A 16,972-nucleotide genomic window follows, 5' to 3' on the forward strand; every position below is an offset into this window, starting at 1 on the left:
GGTTGAATATGAGTGCTTTTGCGCTGGACTTGGGGGGCTTACCGAGAGTGTCCATCAGAACGGTGGAGTTCATCGGTGAAAGACGCCTCAGCTGTGGTGCATCGATTGTCGGCTTTCGCTGGCCTACGGGCAGCGCGTGGTTTTTTCGCCGGCCGCTGGCCTGGGCGCACGGCCCATAGATGGGCGTTCTCACGCAGGCGTTCCTGAATGTGAGGCGGCCTGTCGGCCAAAGTGGTTAGCGGCGGGATGGGTTTACCAGGCAGTCCTGCTTCGCGGATGATTTTTGGCCAGCGCGGTTTCCAGCACAGCAGTAGGCTTAGCCAGTGGCTTAGACCGAGAATTAGGAAGGCGGGCGAAATAAGAACAAGGCCTATCTTGATGATCCGCGAAGAATGACGGAAGTAGTGGGTAAGCCCCTCGAATTGCGGGGTGAATGCCTGCCATGGCCAAGGGAAGTGTGAGGTAATTCGTGGGCGCGGGAGGCCTTCGGGGCCTCCTTCCATGAATCGGCGGATGAATTCCCATTCATGTCGTAATTCAGCCTGACTGTTGGCGGCTTTGCCAACCCAAGCAGTTTCTATATGTAAGGTTCCAGTCCAGCGCGGGAGCCAGTAAAGCGCAAGGGGCATTCCGATACTGTCATCAGTGAAATGTATCTTGTCAGTAGCTGAGGCGTTAATCCCGGCCCAGGGCAAAGTCACGATCCCGCCGCAATTGGCCGGGCGATGCAAATGTACTTGCTGTGTTTTTCGATTGAAACGAATCAATAAGTGGCGAGATGTGAATAATTCAAGGCGGGAGAAGGTAAGTCCATATTTCGCATAAAGCCATGAGACGAACGAAACAAGAATAGTTAGGAACGCTGAAATATACCAGTGCATGAACGACCATCTGTTCTGCTCGTATAGGATATCAATCGCGGTGTTTAGAAAGTCGGCCGCCCCCACGCCTCCTAGGATTAGTGCTGCGATCAGTGGCGCGGAGATCGTTGTAATCAGCCCTCTTTTGCTCTCCCACATGCCGCATCTAATTTCGAGTGCGTAGTCGTTGAAAGTGTACACCGGACCTCGACTTTTTGGAGTGTTGCTCACAACTTTTCGAGCGGCTGCCAGCGCTTCAGTCTCATCGCTTTCATAAATATCTGGAACGCGCTGGGTGCTGATATGCTCGTATTTCTTTCGAGTTTCTGCTGGTTCTAAAATGCTTTTCCACATCATCCACTCAATAAGGTACATTATAAGAGCTCGCTGGTGGCGTTGAACAAGGCTGACAGCTCATCCGAGTCTTTCTTGTATCTGTCCACTTCTTTTTTTGCGCTGAAGCAGCATCTGTCGCACCACTTTTCAAAAGCATCATCATCCAGCACTATTATGATTACAGTGGCCGCGAGGATGATCAAACCTGCTTGCCAGCCTATTCGGCCGAGGAGTGTTAGAGCTACACGATTGGCTGCTAGGCGCGCAGAAGTGTTTGACAGGCCTTGGATTACTGCTGTGAGTGCGGGGTTTCCTGTTCTGGATGCCCACCATGTGAACAGCGGTCCAGCTTGAGAGAAAGCCAGAGTACTTTGTGCGCCTAGTAATAAAAAGGTCGCTGTCACTCTGGACGCGTATGCAGTGAAAAGTAAACCTTTTCTCGGTGTTAAATCAGTGCTCGCCTCTCCTGCTAGTTTTATACTGTCTTGGATATCCCACCAAATACTTATCAGCCCGCCGGCGTTTGCCATCGCTGCCCCCCAAAAGCGATAACGACCCAAACTGATATATGCTCCCCGCGCTGATGCGCTCCTTTGGCCGAGAGTTGCTAATACCTGCTCTGTCCCCACCGCCAACAGCTCCATCCCCGCCGCCGCGCTCGTCAACGCCCCCGCAGCCACTTCGCTCCAGAACCGTCGATTCTTATCTTCTCGCCTGCCTTGCAGCAGCAACAGACTCGCTTCCAGCAACAGCAGCGCGCTGCTTACCCTCAGGCGGTAGAAGCTGTTGCTGTGCGCGCCGCTCAGGCTGTCGACATAGGCCTGATCAAGCCGGCGCATGATCGGTGCGGCAACGCGGCCCGGTGAGGGGGTGTGGCCGGCTTGGGCGTGTTCGGCCATGCGCAGGTTGAGGGCTTGCTCACCCAGCGAAGCAGTGAGGAGGGTTACCAGACGCCTATGCAGTGCTCGGTCTACAGCGTTGGGCGCACCGGCGCTCAGGGCTTCACGCCCTAGATGACCAATCCAGGCCAGTGCGCCGGCAGTATTGACGTGACCGTGTTGGGCTAACTGCTCCAAATGGCCGTCGATTGCACTGAATTGCGCCGCCAGTGCCTTGGCTTGTTGCAGTGCGGTTTCCAGTTTTTGCCAGTCGTCCGCTGGCCCGTGGAGAATGCGCAGATCGCTTTGGGTCTTTGCCAGTACCTCGGCAACCGATTTCTGATTGAACACATAAGCGCGCATGGCCAAGTTGCTCGCTTCAACTTCGCCGCTCTGCCACCAGCGGCTGAGCAATTGCGCGCCTTTGACGGTGCCTTCCATACCCAGCACGCAGAGGCCGGTCTGGTGCGCAAAGCACAGACCGCTGGTGAGGTCTTCCTGGTCATAGAGATCCAGCGCTGCAAGCAGTCGCGGATGTTGCAGCCACATCAGGTGGTCGCCTGCCCGAGCATCAGCCTGGCGTTGCGCTTCGCGGCTGACGGTCTCGAACCAGCCCAGCTGAACGTGCATGGCGGGCAGATCGACCCTTGGCAAGTAGCGCTCTTCGAAAGCCTTGGCAAACTCGCCAGTGGCAGCACGCGCCTCGAGATCCTTGCGCTTGAACTGCGCATCAACTTCAAGAATGCCTTCGCGTGTATGCGCCCACCATTCGCGGGTTTGACCGGGCGGCAGGCTTTGTTCGCCGTCTGTCAGGTACTCACGCAGGGTCTGGGTATGGCGGCTCAGCAGGGCGCCGACCTTGCGCTCACTGAACTCGGCGTGCAATTGAGTGAACGCTTGTGCCACCAGCACCTTGCGCTCGTTGCTGATCCCCGGCTGGCCCGGTTCCGCGCCGGGCGTGGTGGTTTCCAGCCAGCCTTTGAGGTGTTCCAGGCCCGCGTTGCGCCAGGCATTGAGATCTTGGGTAATGCCGATCGCGTCCTCGACCACAATGGCGATACCTCGCGGCGTATCGCTGTTTGGCTTTGGCTTGAGCATCTGCCGAGAGGCCACCAGCGACATGATCTTCGGCGTCGAAGATAGCTGTGCGTCAAGCATCTTGCGCAGGTCTGGATCGTTCTCTGCGGCGAAATCGGCCACCAGGTCGAGTTGACCGTAAGTCAGTACATGGGACTCAGGGACTGAGCAGGAAGAGGCGGCATACTTGGCTACGTTCACGGCCGGCAAGCTGGAAGCCTGGTGGAACAGCCGCATCAGCGTAGCTCTGCTCAGTGGGTCAGGGCTGTAGAACAGCCGCAGCCCGACCAGGTCATCCACATCGTGGATAGTCAGAGCCCATGCCAGGTTGCGCATCACGTCCTGCGCCGTCAGCGAGGCCGGCGGGGCTTGCCAGGGATCATCGAAGCTGGAGATGGCCAGTGAGCCATCTGCCGAAATGCGGAACGGGTCAAGAAATAACAACCTGTTGCCTATTCGGCGAGCTTCCATGACGTAAAGGAATCCTTCACGCAGTGGCCGTATCGCGTAGGCAGCCTGAGTCAAGGCGCCAGCCTGATGCGCGTGATGCAGGTTGTCTGGCAATTGCGGCAGGCGCTCGCGCAAGCCGGAGTTGCCGCCGACGGCGGCGTAGCGCAGCGGGAGAATGGTGAAAGTGCGGGTGCAGCTGACTGCAGGGCCTGCGGCTAGCGGCACGCTGAGGGCGTCGCAGGCAGCCTGATTAATAGCGAAGAGCTTGTCCATGCTGATCATGGTGGCGTCCTTTTCAGCGTCTGCAAGCGTCGCCGATAGGGTCGATGAGTTGCCGACGGGGCGGGGGGCGGGCCGCGTTTTTTCACGGCTTTTTTTGCCTGCCAACCATACCGAGCTGACGCTTTTCAGGGACCTAGACGTTTTCTGATAAGGGTGTAGGAAAGTTCGCTACCTAAGGCAAAGTGCTGCCCAGCCGGACGCCTGATCCCGCCGCACAGGAACCAAAACCAGCGCTGCCCACAGCAACAGTAAGTAGCTCAGAGATAGCCAAGGACGCTGCGTAGCCGCTTCCGACCGGCTCGGCGCCCGGCAAGGCTGCTCAGAAAGCGCGCGACCCTAGGTCGATGAAAAATCCTTCATGCCGAGTTTATTTACTTAGCCTGCTAATAAACCCTATAACTAAGTCCTGCGACACTCTGCCGCAGCCAACTCAAAGTGGAGTTTTCAACGATGACAGTCCAAGTAACCGAACGCGACGAATCGAAAATGTCCCATGAAGGCCTGGCCGCCGGTGTGCGGATCTGGGACGTCCACCAGCAAGGCGAACTGGTCGGCATGTTCCACCAGGAACACGAAGCACAGCAATACCGCGCCGAACTCGAAACCCTCGAGAACCAGCGCCAGCAATAACCCCTGTATCGATCAACGCGCCTGGCAGTTTCCCCACCAGGCGCCGCATGAAAAAGGGCTGCCAAGCAGCCCTTTGTAACTAAAGACACCACCCGTGACGGGTGTTACCACATTAAATCATCAGGAATCTTGTAAGCCGCATACGGATCATCCTCATCGGCCTCCTCGACATGCGTGTTGAGCAACAGAATCCGCCCAGGATCACGCTCCTGAATCTTCACCGCCGCCTCCCGCGGAATCACCTCGTAACCCCCACCCAACGCCACTACAGCCAACGAGCCATTGCTCAGTTTGCTGCGCATCAGCGCGTTCACCGCAATCCGCTTGACCTTCTTGTCGTCAACGAAATTGTAGTAATCCTCGGTGGTCAACTTGGGCAGGCGGGTCGCCTCGATCAACTGTTTGATCTGCGCCGCCCGGGCCTTTTGCTCAGCCTTCTCCTGCTGCTGGCGATTCAGCTCCTGATCACGCTTGGCTTTTTCCGCCATGGCCTCTTTGGCCAGACGCTGCTGGGTGTCGTCCACCTCGACCTGGCCTTTTTGTTCCAGGCGCTTCTGTTTCTTTTCTGCTTTGTTGGTCTGCTGGACCTGCTTCTGGTTAACCAGACCGGCCTTGAGCAATTGGTCGCGAAGGGAAAGGCTCATGGATGTTCACTCACTTATGCAACAGCTCAGCCGCAGCTGGGCAGGTTCTTTTCTTGGCGTTTGGCTTCACCCCAAAGGGCGTCCAATTCATCAAGGTTACAGGATTCGATAGGCTTGCCGCTGTCGCGCAAGGCCTGTTCGATGAAGCGAAAGCGCCGCTCGAACTTGCGATTGGCGCGACGCAGGGCGTTTTCCGGGTCTTGCTTGAGATGGCGGGCGAGGTTGACCGTAGCAAACAGCAGGTCACCGATCTCGTCTTCCAATGCATCGGCGTCATTATCCGCCATGGCCTGCAGCACTTCATCCAGCTCTTCACGGACCTTGTCCAGCACCGGCAGCGGGTCGGGCCAGTCGAAACCGACCGTAGCCGTGCGCTTTTGCAGCTTGGCGGCACGCGACAAAGCCGGCAAGGCCGCGGGAACGTCGTCAAGCAATGACAACTGCTCGGGCACGCTGTGTTCGGCGCGCTCCTGGGCCTTGATCTCTTCCCAGCGCAACTTGACCTGGGCTTCGCTCAGGCTCGGCGTGTCCAGCGGCGCGTACAGCTCGCCGGTGGGGAACACATGCGGGTGGCGGCGGATCAGCTTGCGGGTGATGCCGTCGACCACGCCGGCAAACTCGAAACGGCCTTCTTCGCGGGCCAGCTGGCTGTAGTAAACCACCTGGAACAGCAGGTCGCCGAGTTCACCTTGCAGGTGGGCGAAGTCGCCCCGCTCGATGGTGTCGGCCACCTCGTAGGCTTCTTCGATGGTGTGTTGGACGATGCTTGCGTAGTCCTGCTTCAAGTCCCATGGGCAGCCATGCTGCGGGTCACGCAGACGGGCCATGAGGTGCAGCAGGTCTTCAAGGGTGTAAGTCATGGCAGGTCCTTCGGTTGCGCTCTTTTCGCGGCGGTCCGGCGTCCCGGTAAGCCCGCTCCCAGGGCCCTGATCGACCTGTGGGAGCGGGATAACCCGCGAAGGGCTCACCGCGGTTTCAAGGGGTACGGTTACGCCGCGTCTCGATGATGTTGGGCAACTGCGAAATCCGCCCGAGCAGACGCCCGAGGGCATCCAGACCGGGGATTTCGATGGTCAGCGACATCAAGGCGGTGTTGTCTTCCTTGTTCGAGCGGGTGTTGACCGCCAGCACGTTGATCTTCTCGTTGAGCAGCACCTGCGACACATCCCGCAGCAGGCCTGGGCGGTCGTAGGCGCGGATGATGATGTCGACCGGGTAGGTCAGCACCGGCACCGGGCCCCAACTGACCTGGATGATCCGCTCCGGCTCACGCCCGCTCAGTTGCAGCACCGAGGCGCAGTCCTGGCGGTGAATGGTCACGCCGCGGCCCTGGGTGATATAGCCGACGATCGCCTCGCCGGGCAGCGGCTGGCAGCAGCCGGCCATCTGCGTCAACAGGTTGCCGACACCCTGGATCTGGATATCGGCACGCTTGCCGTTACGCACGCCAGACGGCTTGCGCGGTGTCAGCTCGATCTGCTCGATCCGTTCCGGCTCAAGCAACTGCTGGGCTGCGTTGACCAGATGCGCCAGGCGCAGGTCACCGGCACCGAGGGCGGCAAACAGGTCTTCGGCGGTTTTCACGTTGGCTTTTTCGGCCAACCGATCGAAATCGACCTGAGGCAGGCCGAGCCTGCTCAGTTCGCGCTCGATCAGGGTCTTGCCGGCGGCGACGTTCTGATCGCGCGCCTGCAGCTTGAACCAATGGACAATCTTCGCCCGTGCACGCGAGGTGGTGACGTAGCCAAGGTTCGAGTTCAGCCAGTCGCGGCTTGGGCTGCCGTGCTTGCTGGTGATGATCTCGACCTGCTCACCGGTCTGCAGGCTGTAGTTGAGCGGCACGATGCGGCCGTTGATCTTGGCGCCACGGCAGTTGTGGCCGATCTCGGTGTGCACGCGGTAGGCGAAGTCCAACGGCGTCGAGCCCTTGGGCAGGTCGATAGCGTGGCCGTCGGGGGTAAAGATATACACCCGATCAGGCTCGATATCGACACGTAGCTGCTCGGCCAGGCCGCCGATGTCGCCCAGTTCTTCGTGCCACTCCAGCACCTGGCGCAGCCAGGAAATCTTTTCTTCGTAGTGGTTGGAGCTGGCCTTGACGTCGGTGCCCTTGTAACGCCAATGCGCGCAGACGCCGAGCTCGGCTTCTTCGTGCATGCCGTGAGTGCGGATCTGCACCTCGAGCACCTTGCCCTCCGGGCCGATCACTGCGGTGTGCAGGGAGCGGTAGCCGTTTTCCTTGGGGTTGGCGATGTAGTCGTCGAACTCCTTGGGAATGTGTCGCCAGAGGGTGTGGACGATGCCAAGTGCGGTGTAGCAGTCGCGGATCTCCGGGACCAGCACGCGCACGGCGCGCACGTCGTAGATCTGGCTGAACTCCAGGCCTTTGCGCTGCATCTTGCGCCAGATCGAATAGATATGTTTCGCCCGGCCACTGATATCGGCGTTGACGCCGGTGGCCAGCAGCTCGTTCTGCAGCTGGTTCATCACATCGTTGATGAAGCGCTCGCGGTCCAGCCGGCGTTCGTGCAGGAGCTTGGCGATCTGTTTGTACTGGTCAGGCTCAAGATAGCGGAAGGACAGGTCCTCCAGCTCCCACTTGATATGCCCGATACCCAGCCGGTGCGCCAGTGGCGCATAGATGTCGAACACCTCGCGGGCAACGCGCAGGCGTTTTTCTTCATCGGCGGCTTTCACCGCACGAATCGCGCAGGTGCGCTCGGCCAGTTTGATCAGGGCGACGCGGACGTCGTCGACCATGGCCACGAGCATCTTGCGCAGGTTTTCGACCTGCGCCTGCGAACCGAGCACCAGCGACTGGCGCGGGCTCAGGCTGGCACTGATGGCGGCCATGCGCAGCACGCCGTCGATCAGCTTCGATACTACCGGGCCAAAGCGTTGACCGACCTCGGCCAGGGTGACCTTGCCTTCACGTACCGCGCGGTAGATCACCGCCGCGACCAGCGAATCCTGGTCGAGTTTGAGATCGGCGAGGATCTCAGCGATCTCCAGGCCCGCCTGGAAACTGGACGTACCGTCCGCCCACGAATGCTTGGCCGGGTTGCCCTTCTTCTCGACTTCCTGGGCGAACTCGCAGGCTTCTTTCAGGTTCACCCGGTCCAGCGCCGAATCGACGCTCACCACATGATCCAGCCACGCTTCGAGATTGATACTGCCGTCGCTGTTGACCGGCTGGTGCACTCTCACCTGTACCATCTTTGCTTTACCTTTCCATACAGCGCAGCCCATGGCCGCACTGACAATCACCGTGCGCCTACCATTCCCTGGAAGCCGCACCAAGAGGGCCAGCGTTGGCTAGCCCACTTCGAATAACGCCATGGCTTCGACATGCGCCGTCTGAGGAAACATGTCGAGAATCCCGGCCCTTGTTAACCGGTACCCTTGGGCGACCAGCACCTGCGCGTCACGCGCCAGCGTCGCCGGGTTACACGAGACATACACCAGCCGCTTGGCCTTGAGGCGGGCGATGCCTTGCACCACCTCGTAAGCACCGTCGCGCGGTGGGTCCAAGAGTACCGCAGAAAAACCCTCGGCGGCCCATTCGGCACCTGCCAGAGGTTGAGATAAATCGGCCTGAAAAAACGCCGCGTTATGCACATTATTGTCACGAGCATTGGCTGCCGCCCGCTCGACCATCGCCTGCACGCCTTCCACCGCCACCACTTCGCGGGCCTGCCTGGCCAGCGGCAGGGCAAAGTTGCCCAGGCCGCAGAACAGGTCCAGCACACGCTCGTCAGGCTGCGGTGCGAGCCAGGCCAGGGCCTGCTCGATCATGGCCGCATTGACCTGGGCGTTGACCTGAACAAAATCGCCCGGGCGCCACGCTAGCTGCATCTGCCACGGCTGCAAAGTGAAACCGAGGCTCTGCCCGGCCTCGACCGGCGCAGGCTCACCCTCCCCTTGCAACCATAGCTGGGCGCCCGCCTCTTTGCAGAAGGCCTGCAGCCGTGCAAGGTCGTCTTCCGGGAGCGGCGCCACATGGCGCAGCAAGACGGCCTCGGCGCTGCCGCTGAACAACTCGACATGGCCCAGCGCCTGCGGTTTGTTCAGGCTGCGCAACACCGTCGGCAAATGCCGCAGGATCGTTTGCAAGGGCTGTACCAGCACCGGGCATTCGTCGATGGCGATGATCGCCTGGCTGGCCTCGGCACGGAAACCGACTTCCAGCTGACGGTTCTTGACGTCCCAGCGCACGGCAATCCGCGCGCGTCGGCGGTAGCCGAATTCAGGCCCGGACAACGGCGCTGCCCATTGCTCTGGCTGGATCCCGGCCACCCGCTGCAACTGCTCGGCGAGCATGCGCTGCTTGAGCGCCAGCTGCTCGGCGTGCGGCAAGTGCTGCAGGTTGCAGCCGCCACAACGATCATAGTGCCGGCACGGCGCCGGGCGCCGCTCGGGGCTGGCTTGCAGGACCCGTTCAAGGCGCGCATCGACGATCTTGCCACGGGCACCAAGCACCCGCGCTTCGACCGCTTCGCCGGCCAGGGCGCCGCTGACGAACCAGGTACGCCCTTCATGAAAACTGATGCCGCGGCCATCACCGGCCAGGCGCTCAATGTCCAGGCGCTGCTTCTTGCCTACGGGAATTTGCGCAGCACGATCGCCGCCGGCCGGTTGGAAGCGCAGGCCGCCTTTACTTTTCTTGGTCATCAGGTCGCGTCGAACAGGCCAGTGGAAAGATAACGATCACCGCGGTCGCAGACGATCGCGACCATCACGGCGTTTTCCACCTGCTGCGACAGGCGCAACATGCCGGCCACCGCACCACCAGAGGACACACCGCAGAAAATGCCCTCTTCACGGGCAAGGCGGCGGGTGACGTGTTCAGCTTCAGCCTGGGACATGTCGATCACCTGATCAACTCGAGTGGCGTCGAATATCTTCGGCAGATATTCCTCAGGCCAGCGCCGGATGCCGGGGATCGATGAGCCGTCCATGGGCTGCAGACCAACGATCTGCACCGCCGGGTTCTGCTCCTTGAGGTACTGCGAGCAGCCCATGATGGTGCCGGTGGTGCCCATCGAACTGATGAAATGAGTGACGCTGCCCTGGGTCTGCTGCCAGATCTCTGGGCCGGTGCTGGTGTAGTGGGCCAACGGGTTGTCGCCGTTGGCGAACTGATCGAGGATCAACCCGCGGCCTTCGGCCTGAAGCTTTTCGGCCAGATCGCGGGCGCCTTCCATGCCCTCTTCCTTGCTCACCAGAATCAACTCGGCGCCATACGCGGTCATGGCTGCCTTGCGCTCGGCAGTGGAGTTGTCGGGCATGATCAGGATCATTTTGTAGCCCTTGATCGCCGCAGCCATGGCCAGGGCGATGCCGGTGTTACCGGAGGTCGCTTCGATCAGGCTGTCACCGGGCTTGATCTGGTTGCGCAGTTCGGCGCGGGTGATCATCGACAGTGCCGGGCGGTCCTTGACCGAGCCGGCCGGATTGTTGCCTTCGAGCTTGAGCAACAAGGTATTGCTGGTCGCACCTGCGAGGCGCTGCAGGCGAACCAGAGGCGTATTGCCGACGCAATCGGCGATGGTTGGGTACTGCAGAGTCATGGTGTCTTTCGCAATCAAAACGACAGGGGCGCCTATCATACCGGCATTCCCTTGCCGGCCATATCACGCAATCTGTGGTCGATATAGCTGTCAGCTATATAGCAGCTGTGCCGGCGCCGATTCGCTCGCTTCGACGTGTGCAGGCAGGCGCATGCACAGGCGCAGGCCGCGTTTGCCGTTCTCGGCCCACAGCGTCCCGCCCTGGCGTTGAATGGCGCCGCGGGCGATGCTCAGGCCGAGGCCAAAACCGCCGTCGCCGGGGCGCGATCCGTCCAGTCGCGAAAACGGCGCGAAGATACGCTCCAGATCGTCCTCGGCCACGCCGCCGCCCTGGTCTTCCAGCCAAATCCGCCAGTAACTGCCCTCACGCCGGCCGCCGAGGGTGATCACGCCGTCGCCAGGCGAATGACGAATGGCATTACGCAGCAGGTTTTCCACGGCCTGAGCCAAATGGTTGAGGTTGCCCTGCACCCAGCACGTGGCCGGCAATTCACAGCGCAGACGTGCAGGCTGCCAGGCGCTTTCGTAGCAGGCATCCTCGGCGAGCATGTCCCACAGCGCCTGCAGCTGGATCGGTTCGAGGTTCATCGGCGCCCGTTCGGCGTCCTGCCAGGCCAGTTGCAGGGTGTCTTCGACCAGGTGCTGCATGCAATCGACCTCCCGCGTGACGCGCTCGCGCAGGCGCCCAAGGTCAGCCTCGCCATCGCCGGCCACCCGCAGGCGGCTCAGCGGCGTGCGCATTTCGTGGGACAGGTCGCGCAGCAGTTGTTGCTGCAAGGCCACTGTGCCTTGAAGGCGCTCGGCCATCTGGTCGAACGCACGCGCCAGCTCACCCAGCTCGTCATGCCGGCCCATGGTGGTCGCGTCCAGCCGCGCCGTGAGCTGATCGGCGCGCCAGGCATTGGCCTGCTCGCGCAGCTGGTTCAACGGCACGATCAGCATGCGGTACAAGCCGACGCACAGGAGCAAGGTGAAGAGGCCGGGAATCACGCCGTTGATCAGGATCCGCCACAGCCACAGGTACTGTCCAGGATTGAGCCGCTTGGGCAATTCGATGACCAGCATGGCCTGCGCGGCGGGGTCGGTGAACGGCAAGCGCAGCCACGGTTGATCGACACTGCGTCGGCTCATCGGCCAGTCGACCTGGCGCAGGCGGGTCAGGCGCTGGGTCTGTTCGGCCGTCAGCGGGATGCTGCTCAAGCTGTGCAGGTGGCTGTTGATGACGCCGACAAAGCCCTGCTCACGGGCGCGCATGCCTTGCAACCATTGATCGATGCCGGCCTGGCCGCCCTCGTGCCAGGCCTGCTCAGCCTCGACCGCGTAGGCCTGCAGCAGTTGCTGGGCGGGCTTGGAAAGAAATGCGTTCTGGGTTTCCATGTAGCGGCCCCAGCTGTAGCTCAGGCCGATCATCAACAGGCAAAAGCCCACCAGCAAAATCGCCAGGCGCCAGAACAACGAGTGTCGATCGAGCATGGTTCAGCCCTCGCCGGCGCTGAGCACATAACCTTTGCCCCAAACGGTGACGATCTGCCGCTCGTGGTAACCGACCGCCTTGAGCTTGCGGCGGATCTGGCTGACGTGCATGTCCAGGCTGCGATCGTGGCGGGAGTAACCCCGCTGCAACACTTGCTGATACAGCAGGGGCTTGCTCAGCACCTCGTCCGGACTGCGGTAGAGGGTGTCCAGCAGGCGATATTCGCTGGGGGTCAGGCCGGCCCAGTTGGAGCCGAGGCAAACATCGCTGATAGCGTCATCAAAGCGCAGCTCGCCTGGATCGACAGGTTGCGGTGCCTGGCGCCGGCGCTCCAGCTCAACCCGGCGCAGGATCGCCTCGATGCGCACCTGCAACTCGGCCATGCTGAAGGGCTTGGGCAGATAGTCATCGGCGCCGCGCTGAAAGCCGGTGATACGGTCCGCTTCAGCGCCCAGGGCCGACATCAGGATCACTGGCGTAGCGCTTTTGCGTCGCAGCTGCGCGAGTGCATCGAGGCCGTTCAGCCCCGGCAGGAGGATATCCATCAGGACCACATCGAACACCTGCCGGCCTGCTGTTTCCAGACCGTCAAGGCCGTTGCGGCACCAGGTCACCTGAAACCCACCGCGCTGCAATTCTTCGTGCAGGTAGGCGCCGAGGACCGGGTCGTCTTCGATGGCGAGAATGTTTGAGTGGTGAATGGCTACGGGATTCATTGGCTTCTGGCATTGATTCTCAATTACGCGATTATTGGCCAGTAACTCAAGGCTAGGCAACTGGATTACGACCAAACCATTAGCGCCTCCAGCTGCAAGCGCAGCCTGCCAGCCCGCCTGGGGCGCTGAAATGATCGCTTTACGCCCGCAGCCGGAGTAACGTTCGGCAACTATTCCGTCCCGCTCGGCGACGGCCATCAGGCACATCACAGGAGGCGAGTGTGCTCGATCGTTTGGGAATCAGAAGCCGGGTCATGTTGCTGGCGCTGCTGCCGGCTACCTTGATGGCACTGGTGCTGGGCATCTATTTCACCTGGCTGCAACAAAACGAGCTGCGTACCCAGTTGCTCCAGCGCGGCAAGATGATTGCCGAACAACTGGCGCCGCTGGCGGCGCCCGCCCTCGCCCGCCATGCCACTGACCAGCTGGAAAGGATTGCCGGCCAGGCGCTGGAGCAAAGCGACGTGCGCGCGGTGGTGTTCCTGACCCCACAGCGCACCCAGCTGGCCCATGCCGGGCCGAGCATGCTCAACCAGCCGCCCAGCGGCGGCAGCGGCACGCAATTGCTGCAACGCACTGGCAATGACGCCACCCGCTACCTGATGCCGGTGTTCGGCCATCACCGCGACCTGGCCGCTGACGCAGTGCCGGCTGAAGCCGAGCGCCTGCTCGGCTGGGTGGAAATCGAGCTGTCGCATGACGGCACCCTGCTGCGCGGTTACCGCAACCTGTTCACCAGCGTGCTGCTGATTCTCGCCTGCCTGATCGTGACCGCACTGGTCGCCCTGCGCATGAGCCGCACCATCAACGACCCGATCAGGCGGATCAAGGAGGCGGTCACTCAGCTCAAGGACGGCAACCTCGAAGCGCGCCTGCCGGCCATGGGCAGCCATGAGCTGGACGAGCTGGCGGCTGGCATCAACCGCATGGCCGAGACCCTGCACAGCGCCCATGAAGAATTGCAGCACAGCATCGACCAGGCCACCGAAGACGTGCGCCAGAACCTGGAAACCATCGAAATCCAGAACATCGAGCTGGACATGGCACGCAAGGAGGCCCTCGAGGCCAGCCGGATCAAGTCCGAGTTCCTCGCCAACATGAGCCACGAGATCCGCACCCCGCTCAACGGCATCCTCGGCTTTACCCATCTGCTGCAGAAGAGCGAACTGGCGCCGCGTCAGCTGGATTATCTCGGCACCATCGAGCAGTCTGCCGACAACCTGCTTGGGATCATCAACGAGATACTCGATTTCTCCAAGATCGAGGCCGGCAAGCTGGTGCTCGACAGCATCCCGTTCAACCTGCGTGACCTGATCCAGGACACCTTGACCATTCTCGCCCCAGCCGCCCACGCCAAACAGCTCGAGCTGCTCAGCCTGGTCTATCGGGATACGCCGCTGTCGCTGATCGGTGACCCGCTGCGCTTGAAGCAGATCCTCACCAACCTGGTCAGCAACGCGATCAAGTTCACCCGCGAAGGCACTATCGTCGTGCGGGCGATGCTCGAAGACGAACAGGGTGAACATGTGCAGCTGCGCATCAGCGTGCAGGACAGCGGCATTGGCCTTACCCCGCAGGACGTGCGCACGCTGTTCCAGGCTTTCAGCCAGGCCGACAACTCCTTGTCGCGCCAGCCCGGCGGTACCGGCCTTGGGCTAGTCATCTCCAAGCGCCTGATCGAGCAGATGGGCGGCGAAATCGGCGTCGACAGCGCGCCCGGCGAGGGCTCGCAGTTCTGGATCAGCCTCAATCTGCCCAAGGCCCACGACGATGGCTCGGAACTGCCGCTGCAAGCGCTGCTGGGTCGCCGTGCGGCCATCGTCGACGGCCATGAGCTGGCCCGCCAGGCGCTGGAGCACCAGCTGCAGGACTGCGGCTTGAGTGTCAGCGTGTTCGCCTCGTTCGAGCAACTGGTGCAAGGCGTGCAAGCCGCCCATCAGGCCGGGCAACCGTTCGAATTTGCCGTGCTCGGCGCCAACCTGAACAACCTCTCGCCCGAGCTGCTCGGCCAGTACAACCAGCAGCTGGAACGCCTGCAATGCCTGTGCGTGGTGCTCTGCCCGACCACCGAGCAGGGCTTGTATCATCCCAGCTTGCCCAACCCGCACGGCCAGCTGCTGTCCAAGCCTACCTGCACGCGCAAGCTGCGCCGGCTGCTGCTGGAGCTGATCCAGCCGCGCCGGCAGCTGAGCGAAGTGCGTATGCCGGGCAGCCAGCGCATGCCGAAGATCCTCTGCGTCGACGACAACCCAGCCAACCTGCTACTGGTACAGACACTGCTCGAGGGCCTCGGCGCCGAAGTGCTGGCGGTCGACAACGGCTATGCCGCGGTCGAGGCGGTGCAGGACGAAGCGTTCGATCTGGTGCTGATGGACGTGCAGATGCCGGGCATGGACGGCCGCGCTTGCACCGAGCAGATCCGCAGGTGGGAAAGCGGCCAGACCGGCAACCCGCTGCCCATCGTCGCCCTTACCGCGCATGCCATGGCCAACGAGAAACGCGCCCTGCTGCACAGCGGCATGGATGACTACCTGACCAAGCCGATCAGCGAGCGCCAGCTGGCCCAGGTGGTGATGAAATGGACCGGCCTCAACCTGGCCCCACCGCAGCAGGAGCAGCCGTTGGAGCGGTTGCCGGAAAGCAGCGAGCTGAAGGTGCTCGACCCCGAAGAAGGCTTGCGCCTGGCAGCCGGCAAGGCTGATCTGGCAGCGGACATGCTGCGCATGTTGCTCGATTCGCTGGAGTCTGATCGCGTAGCCATTCAGGTGGCGCGGGTGGCGGGTGATCGCGAGGCGATGATCGAGCGGGTACATCGCCTCAATGGCGCCTCGCGCTACTGCGGCGTGCCGCAGTTGCGTGCGGCCTGCCAGCGCAGTGAAACCCTGCTCAAGCAGGACAGCCCGCAGGCCATGCAGGCGCTTGATGAACTCGACCAGGCTATCGAACGGTTAGCCGAGCAGGCTCAGCTGAGCGTGTGACCCGCGCCAGCTACGCTGGCCTGGGTCAATACGCCCCACGCCAGGCTGGCTACACTGCCCTGCTCAGCCGCAAAGGACCTCTGCCATGCGCATTCTCTTGTTCAGCAGCCAGCACTACGACCAGGAAAGCTTCAGCCAGGTATGCCGCGACAGCGACCTGGACCTGCACTATCAGTCTGCGCGCCTGACCGTCGACACCGCGCCGCTGGCCGATGGCTACGAGGTGGTCTGCGCGTTCATCAACGACGAGCTGCACAGCGACGTGCTGGAGCGCCTGGCGGCCGGCGGCACGCGCCTGATCGCGCTGCGTTCGGCCGGCTACAACCATGTCGACCTGGTCGCAGCCGCGCGCCTGGGCCTGGCTGTGGTGCGGGTCCCGGCTTACTCACCGCACGCGGTGGCCGAGCACGCCGTAGCGCTGATCATGGCCCTCAACCGGCGCCTGCACCGGGCCTACAACCGCACCCGCGAAGGCGACTTCACCCTGCATGGCCTGACCGGCTTCGACCTGCACGGCAAGACCGTCGGGGTGATCGGCACCGGCCAGATCGGCCTGGCCTTCGCCCGGATCATGGCCGGCTTCGGCTGCCAGTTGCTGGCGTATGACCCCTACCCCAACCCGGCCATGCTCGCCCTTGGCGCGCGTTATCTGGAGCTGCCCGAGCTGCTGGCCCAGGCGCGCATCGTCAGCCTGCACTGCCCACTGACCGAGCATACCCGGCACCTGATCAATGCCCAGAGCCTGGCGGCGCTGCACCCCGGGGCCATGTTGATCAATACCGGCCGCGGCGCGCTGGTCGACACCCCGGCCCTGATTGATGCGCTCAAGAGTGGCCAGCTGGGTTATCTGGGCCTGGACGTCTACGAAGAAGAAGCCCAGCTGTTTTTCGAAGACCGCTCCGACCAGCCGCTGCAGGATGACGTGCTGGCGCGGCTGCTGACCTTCCCCAATGTGATCATCACCGCCCACCAGGCTTTCCTCACCCATGAGGCGCTGCAGGCGATCGCCAACACCACCCTGGACAACATCATCTGCTGGGCGGCAGGCAAGCCGCAGAATCTGCTCGCAAGTTGATG

At 61.9% G+C, this 16,972-nt stretch carries 12 protein-coding genes; 3 read left to right on the plus strand and 9 right to left on the minus strand.

Annotation, left to right across the window (positions count from 1 at the left end):
- Positions 1-38: 38 nt before the first annotated feature.
- Together HU736_RS11015 and HU736_RS11020 are read right to left on the minus strand one after the other, a co-directional pair.
- Positions 39-1,235 carry a DUF6708 domain-containing protein gene (locus tag HU736_RS11015; RefSeq protein ID WP_186701493.1) on the minus strand — a complete coding sequence of 399 codons (1,197 nt, stop codon included), beginning with the start codon at positions 1,233-1,235 and terminating at the stop codon, positions 39-41.
- Positions 1,235-3,883, minus strand: coding sequence for a T6SS effector BTH_I2691 family protein (locus HU736_RS11020; protein ID WP_217862382.1), 2,649 nt, complete (start codon positions 3,881-3,883; stop codon positions 1,235-1,237). The genes HU736_RS11015 and HU736_RS11020 overlap by 1 nt, the downstream gene beginning before the upstream one ends.
- 450 nt (positions 3,884-4,333) lie before the next feature.
- Between HU736_RS11020 and HU736_RS11025 the strand changes: the two genes are divergently transcribed.
- Positions 4,334-4,513, plus strand: a complete 180-nt coding sequence (locus HU736_RS11025) for a hypothetical protein (RefSeq protein ID WP_101321746.1) — start codon at positions 4,334-4,336, stop codon at positions 4,511-4,513.
- A gap of 104 nt (positions 4,514-4,617) precedes the next feature.
- Here HU736_RS11025 and HU736_RS11030 read toward each other — a convergent pair whose 3' ends face one another.
- From HU736_RS11030 to HU736_RS11060, 7 genes are all read right to left on the minus strand, one after another.
- Positions 4,618-5,157: a DUF2058 domain-containing protein gene (locus HU736_RS11030; RefSeq protein ID WP_103438285.1), complete on the minus strand. Its 540-nt coding sequence runs from the start codon at positions 5,155-5,157 to the stop codon at positions 4,618-4,620.
- Positions 5,158-5,183: 26 nt separating this feature from the next.
- On the minus strand, positions 5,184-6,017 hold the full coding sequence (mazG, locus tag HU736_RS11035) for a nucleoside triphosphate pyrophosphohydrolase (RefSeq protein ID WP_186701635.1): 834 nt from the start codon (positions 6,015-6,017) through the stop codon (positions 5,184-5,186).
- 115 nt (positions 6,018-6,132) lie between these two features.
- A complete protein-coding gene (relA, locus tag HU736_RS11040) occupies positions 6,133-8,373 on the minus strand; it encodes a GTP diphosphokinase (RefSeq protein WP_101321749.1) in 2,241 nt (746 codons plus the stop codon).
- A 99-nt stretch (positions 8,374-8,472) separates the two neighbouring features.
- Positions 8,473-9,828, minus strand: coding sequence for a 23S rRNA (uracil(1939)-C(5))-methyltransferase RlmD (gene rlmD, locus HU736_RS11045; RefSeq protein ID WP_186701634.1), 1,356 nt, complete (start codon positions 9,826-9,828; stop codon positions 8,473-8,475).
- Positions 9,828-10,727 carry a cysteine synthase CysM gene (gene cysM, locus HU736_RS11050; RefSeq protein WP_186701633.1) on the minus strand — a complete coding sequence of 300 codons (900 nt, stop codon included), beginning with the start codon at positions 10,725-10,727 and terminating at the stop codon, positions 9,828-9,830. The genes rlmD and cysM overlap by 1 nt, the downstream gene beginning before the upstream one ends.
- Before the next feature lie 90 nt (positions 10,728-10,817).
- A complete protein-coding gene (locus HU736_RS11055) occupies positions 10,818-12,200 on the minus strand; it encodes a sensor histidine kinase (protein ID WP_186701632.1) in 1,383 nt (460 codons plus the stop codon).
- 3 nt (positions 12,201-12,203) lie between these two features.
- Positions 12,204-12,917 carry a response regulator transcription factor gene (locus HU736_RS11060; protein ID WP_103438289.1) on the minus strand — a complete coding sequence of 238 codons (714 nt, stop codon included), beginning with the start codon at positions 12,915-12,917 and terminating at the stop codon, positions 12,204-12,206.
- Positions 12,918-13,138: 221 nt separating this feature from the next.
- Here HU736_RS11060 and HU736_RS11065 point away from each other — a divergent pair, with 221 nt between their 5' ends.
- Together HU736_RS11065 and HU736_RS11070 are read left to right on the plus strand one after the other, a co-directional pair.
- Positions 13,139-15,895: a response regulator gene (locus HU736_RS11065; protein ID WP_103438290.1), complete on the plus strand. Its 2,757-nt coding sequence runs from the start codon at positions 13,139-13,141 to the stop codon at positions 15,893-15,895.
- An 85-nt stretch (positions 15,896-15,980) separates the two neighbouring features.
- Positions 15,981-16,970, plus strand: a complete 990-nt coding sequence (locus HU736_RS11070; RefSeq protein ID WP_186701631.1) for a 2-hydroxyacid dehydrogenase — start codon at positions 15,981-15,983, stop codon at positions 16,968-16,970.
- The last annotated feature ends 2 nt before the right edge of the window (positions 16,971-16,972 follow it).

This window comes from Pseudomonas shirazensis (assembly GCF_014268785.2).
GTDB classification, from domain to species: domain Bacteria; phylum Pseudomonadota; class Gammaproteobacteria; order Pseudomonadales; family Pseudomonadaceae; genus Aquipseudomonas; species Aquipseudomonas shirazensis.

Excerpts from the sequence above, each read along its gene's own strand:
- HU736_RS11025 (WP_101321746.1), top strand. The coding sequence starts at position 4,334 with ATGACAGTCCAAGTAACCGAACGCGACGAATCGAAAATGTCCCATGAA.
- HU736_RS11020 (WP_217862382.1), bottom strand. The coding sequence starts at position 3,883 with ATGATCAGCATGGACAAGCTCTTCGCTATTAATCAGGCTGCCTGCGAC.
- HU736_RS11030 (WP_103438285.1), bottom strand. The coding sequence starts at position 5,157 with ATGAGCCTTTCCCTTCGCGACCAATTGCTCAAGGCCGGTCTGGTTAAC.
- HU736_RS11070 (WP_186701631.1), top strand. The coding sequence starts at position 15,981 with ATGCGCATTCTCTTGTTCAGCAGCCAGCACTACGACCAGGAAAGCTTC.
- rlmD (WP_186701634.1), bottom strand. The coding sequence starts at position 9,828 with ATGACCAAGAAAAGTAAAGGCGGCCTGCGCTTCCAACCGGCCGGCGGC.
- cysM (WP_186701633.1), bottom strand. The coding sequence starts at position 10,727 with ATGACTCTGCAGTACCCAACCATCGCCGATTGCGTCGGCAATACGCCT.
- HU736_RS11060 (WP_103438289.1), bottom strand. The coding sequence starts at position 12,917 with ATGAATCCCGTAGCCATTCACCACTCAAACATTCTCGCCATCGAAGAC.
- HU736_RS11055 (WP_186701632.1), bottom strand. The coding sequence starts at position 12,200 with ATGCTCGATCGACACTCGTTGTTCTGGCGCCTGGCGATTTTGCTGGTG.
- HU736_RS11015 (WP_186701493.1), bottom strand. The coding sequence starts at position 1,235 with ATGTACCTTATTGAGTGGATGATGTGGAAAAGCATTTTAGAACCAGCA.
- mazG (WP_186701635.1), bottom strand. The coding sequence starts at position 6,017 with ATGACTTACACCCTTGAAGACCTGCTGCACCTCATGGCCCGTCTGCGT.
- relA (WP_101321749.1), bottom strand. The coding sequence starts at position 8,373 with ATGGTACAGGTGAGAGTGCACCAGCCGGTCAACAGCGACGGCAGTATC.